Raw genomic sequence first — 3,336 nt, 5'->3', positions numbered from 1 at the left:
CCACCGCCCCATCCTGAGGTGCGCGCGTCAGCGGGCGCCGCAGGGGGGCTCCAGGGATCGCGCGGCCGGATGGAGGCCTCCTTCGAGGCCTCCGCTTCGCTCCGGCACCTCAGGACGAGGGGCGCGCCAGGGCATGGGGCGAGGCGGCCGGTCCGGCCGCCTCGGGAAGCCTTCTACTCCGCCGCCTGCCGCGCCGCGTAGCCCAGCCGCTCGTTCAGCGCGCGGATCAGCTTGGCGGCCGCCTCGGCGATGACCGTGCCGGGCGGGAAGATCGCCGCCGCGCCCGCGGCCGTCAGCGCCTCGTAGTCGCCCGGCGGGATGACGCCGCCGATGGCGATCATCACGTCGTCCCGGCCCTGCTCGGTCAGCGCCGCCTTCAGCTCCGGCACCAGGGTCAGATGGCCGGCAGCCAGGGACGAGACGCCGACGATGTGGACGTCGTTCTCCACCGCCTGCCGGGCGGCCTCCGCCGGGGTGGCGAAGAGCGGCCCGATATCCACGTCGAAGCCGAGATCCGCGAAGGCCGAGGCGATCACCTTCTGGCCGCGGTCGTGCCCGTCCTGGCCCATCTTGGCGACCAGGATGCGCGGCCGGCGGCCGTCATTCTCCTCGAACGCCTCGACCAGCGCCCGGACTTCCTCGACCACAGGCGACATGCCCCCCACCTCGCGCTTGTAGACGCCGGAGATCGAGCGGATCTCGGCGCGGTGCCGGCCCCAGGCCTTCTCCAGGGCCTCGGAAATCTCCCCCACCGTCGCCTTGGCGCGGGCGGCCTCGACGGCGAGCTCCAGCAGATTCTCGGTGCCGTCGGCGGCCTTCGTGAGGGCCTCCAGCCGGGCCGTCACCGCCGCCTCGTCGCGCTCGGCGCGCAGGCGCTTGAGCTTGTCGATCTGGAGCCGGCGGACATTGCCGTTGTCGACCCGCAGCAGGTCGATGGCCATGTCGTCGTCGGCCCGGAACTTGTTCACGCCGACGATGGTCTGCCGGCCGGAATCGATCCGGGCCTGGGCCCGGGCGGCAGCCTCCTCGATGCGGAGCTTCGGGATCCCGGCCTCGATCGCCTTGGCCATGCCGCCGAGGCCGTCGACCTCGCGGATGTGCTCCCAGGCCCGGGCCACCATGTCGGCCGTGAGCTTCTCCACATAGTAAGAGCCACCCCAGGGATCGACGATCCGGGTGGTGCCGCTCTCCTGCTGCAGGAACAGCTGCGTGTTCCGGGCGATCCGCGCCGAGAAGTCGGTGGGCAGCGCCAACGCCTCGTCCAGCGCGTTGGTGTGGAGCGACTGCGTGCCGCCCTGCGTCGCCGCCATCGCCTCGATGTTGGTGCGGGTGACGTTGTTGAACACGTCCTGCGCGGTGAGCGACCAGCCGCTCGTCTGCGAATGGGTGCGCAGGGCCAGGGATTTCTCCGATTTCGGATCGAACCCCTTCACGAGCTTCGCCCAGATCAGGCGCGCGGCCCGCATCTTGGCGACCTCCATGAAGAAGTTGGTCGAGATCGCCCAGAAGAACGACAGGCGCGGGGCGAACTGGTCGATGGTCAACCCGGCGGCGAGGCCCGCCTTGATGTACTCGACGCCGTCGGCGAGCGTGTAGGCGAGCTCCAGGTCGTTCGTCGCCCCGGCCTCCTGCATGTGATAGCCGGAGATCGAGATCGAGTTGAACTTCGGCATGTTCTTCGACGTGTAGGCGAAGATGTCCGAGATGATCCGCATCGATCCCTTGGGGGGATAGATGTAGGTGTTGCGGACCATGAACTCCTTGAGGATGTCGTTCTGGATCGTGCCGGCGAGCTTCTGCGGCGGCACGCCCTGCTCCTCCGCGGCGACGATGTAGAGCGCGAGGATCGGCAGCACCGCGCCGTTCATCGTCATCGACACGGTCATCTCGTCGAGGGGAATCCCCGAGAACAGCGTGCGCATGTCGTAGATCGAGTCGATCGCCACGCCCGCCATGCCGACATCGCCGGAGACCCGGGGATGGTCGGAATCGTAGCCGCGGTGGGTGGCGAGATCGAAGGCGACCGACAGGCCCTTCTGGCCGGCCGCGAGGTTGCGGCGGTAGAAGGCGTTCGAATCCTCGGCCGTGGAGAAGCCGGCGTACTGCCGGATCGTCCAGGGCTGGGTGACGTACATGGTCGGGTAGGGGCCGCGCAGGAACGGCGCGATGCCCGGATAGGTGTCGAGGAACTCGAGGCCCTCCCGGTCCTCCGGTCCGTAGCGGCCCTTCACCGGGATGCCCTCCGGCGTCATCCAGGGCTCGCCCAGCGCCGGCGCCGCGACCGCGAGCGATTCGCCGGCCAGCGGGATTTCGGCGAAGTTCGGGATGCGGGAGGTCATGGCGTTGACTCGTTATGGCGTTTGTCACGCCATTATAGACACGCGCTTGACGCGGGCTACTCCCCCGCAGGTCCAGGACCGCGTCCGCCCCGCAGGACGTAGACAACCGCGCCCGCCAGCATCAGCGCCATCCCGTACCACGTGATCGCGTAGACGAGGTGGTTGTTGGGGAAGGCGATCACCGTGAGGCCGCCCACCGGCAGCCCGCCGGGATTGGGCGTCGCGTCCGCATCCACGAAGTAGGGGGCGACGCCGGTCAGGCCGCGCGCCGCCGCGATGGCGGCCACGTCGCGGGAATACCAGCGGTCGTCCTTGGGATCGTTCGAGCGCAGGAACGCGCCCCCGGGCTCGGTCAGCCGCAGGAGGCCGGTCACCGTGGTCTCCCCCGCGACCTGCCCGGCCGCCCGGGTCGCCGGATCCCGCCGGTCGCCGGGCACGAAGCCGCGATTGACCAGCACGAGGCTGCCGTCCGGACGCCGCAGGGGCGTCAGCACCCAGAATCCGCCGCCGCGCTCGGTGACGGCCTGAACCAGGATCTCGCGATCGTGCAGGAAGGTGCCCGCGAGCCGGACGTGCCGGTAGGCGTCGTCGGGGCCGACGCGCGGCCATGCGGCGGAGTCGGGGGCCGGCACCGGCGGGGCATGGACCCGGGCATCGACCCGGGCGATCAGGTCGAGCTTCCAGGCCCGCCGCTCCACCTGCCACGTGCCGAGCCCGAGCAGGACGACGAAGACGAGGCCCGCGCCGACGCCGAACACGACGCGCCGCCACAACGCAATCGGGGCCGGGGAGGGGCTCAAGCCCCCCGCCGACCCCGCGGGTCTCATCTGCGGACGCGCGCTCAGCGGGCGTTGTTCATGACGTCGTGGGCATCCATCGGCATCATGTTGTGGTTGAGGTGGTACATGACCCACACCGAGCCGGCGAGCATGATCACCACCAGCGTGATGGTGAAGATCAGCGCCATGAAAGTCCAGCCGCCCTCCGACTTCGTGCT

Annotated in this window: 2 protein-coding genes and 1 pseudogene; all 3 read right to left on the bottom strand. The window is 70.1% G+C overall.

Features of this window, described 5'->3' with window-relative positions:
* Nucleotides 1–173: 173 nt before the first annotated feature.
* Nucleotides 174–2,339 carry a methylmalonyl-CoA mutase gene (gene scpA / locus I53_RS01770; RefSeq protein WP_043346014.1) on the bottom strand — a complete coding sequence of 722 codons (2,166 nt, stop codon included), beginning with the start codon at nt 2,337–2,339 and terminating at the stop codon, nt 174–176.
* 56 nt (nt 2,340–2,395) lie between these two features.
* Nucleotides 2,396–3,166: an SURF1 family protein gene (locus I53_RS01765; protein WP_043346013.1), complete on the bottom strand. Its 771-nt coding sequence runs from the start codon at nt 3,164–3,166 to the stop codon at nt 2,396–2,398.
* A 14-nt stretch (nt 3,167–3,180) separates the two neighbouring features.
* A pseudogene (locus I53_RS34785) lies at nt 3,181–3,336 on the bottom strand (cytochrome o ubiquinol oxidase subunit IV); the annotation flags it as partial.

The sequence above is a fragment of the Methylobacterium sp. B1 genome (assembly GCF_000333255.1).
Classification (GTDB): domain Bacteria; phylum Pseudomonadota; class Alphaproteobacteria; order Rhizobiales; family Beijerinckiaceae; genus Methylobacterium; species Methylobacterium fujisawaense.
The sequence above is the reverse complement of the archived record's forward strand: the minus strand, read 5'-3'. Positions and strand labels throughout refer to the sequence as shown.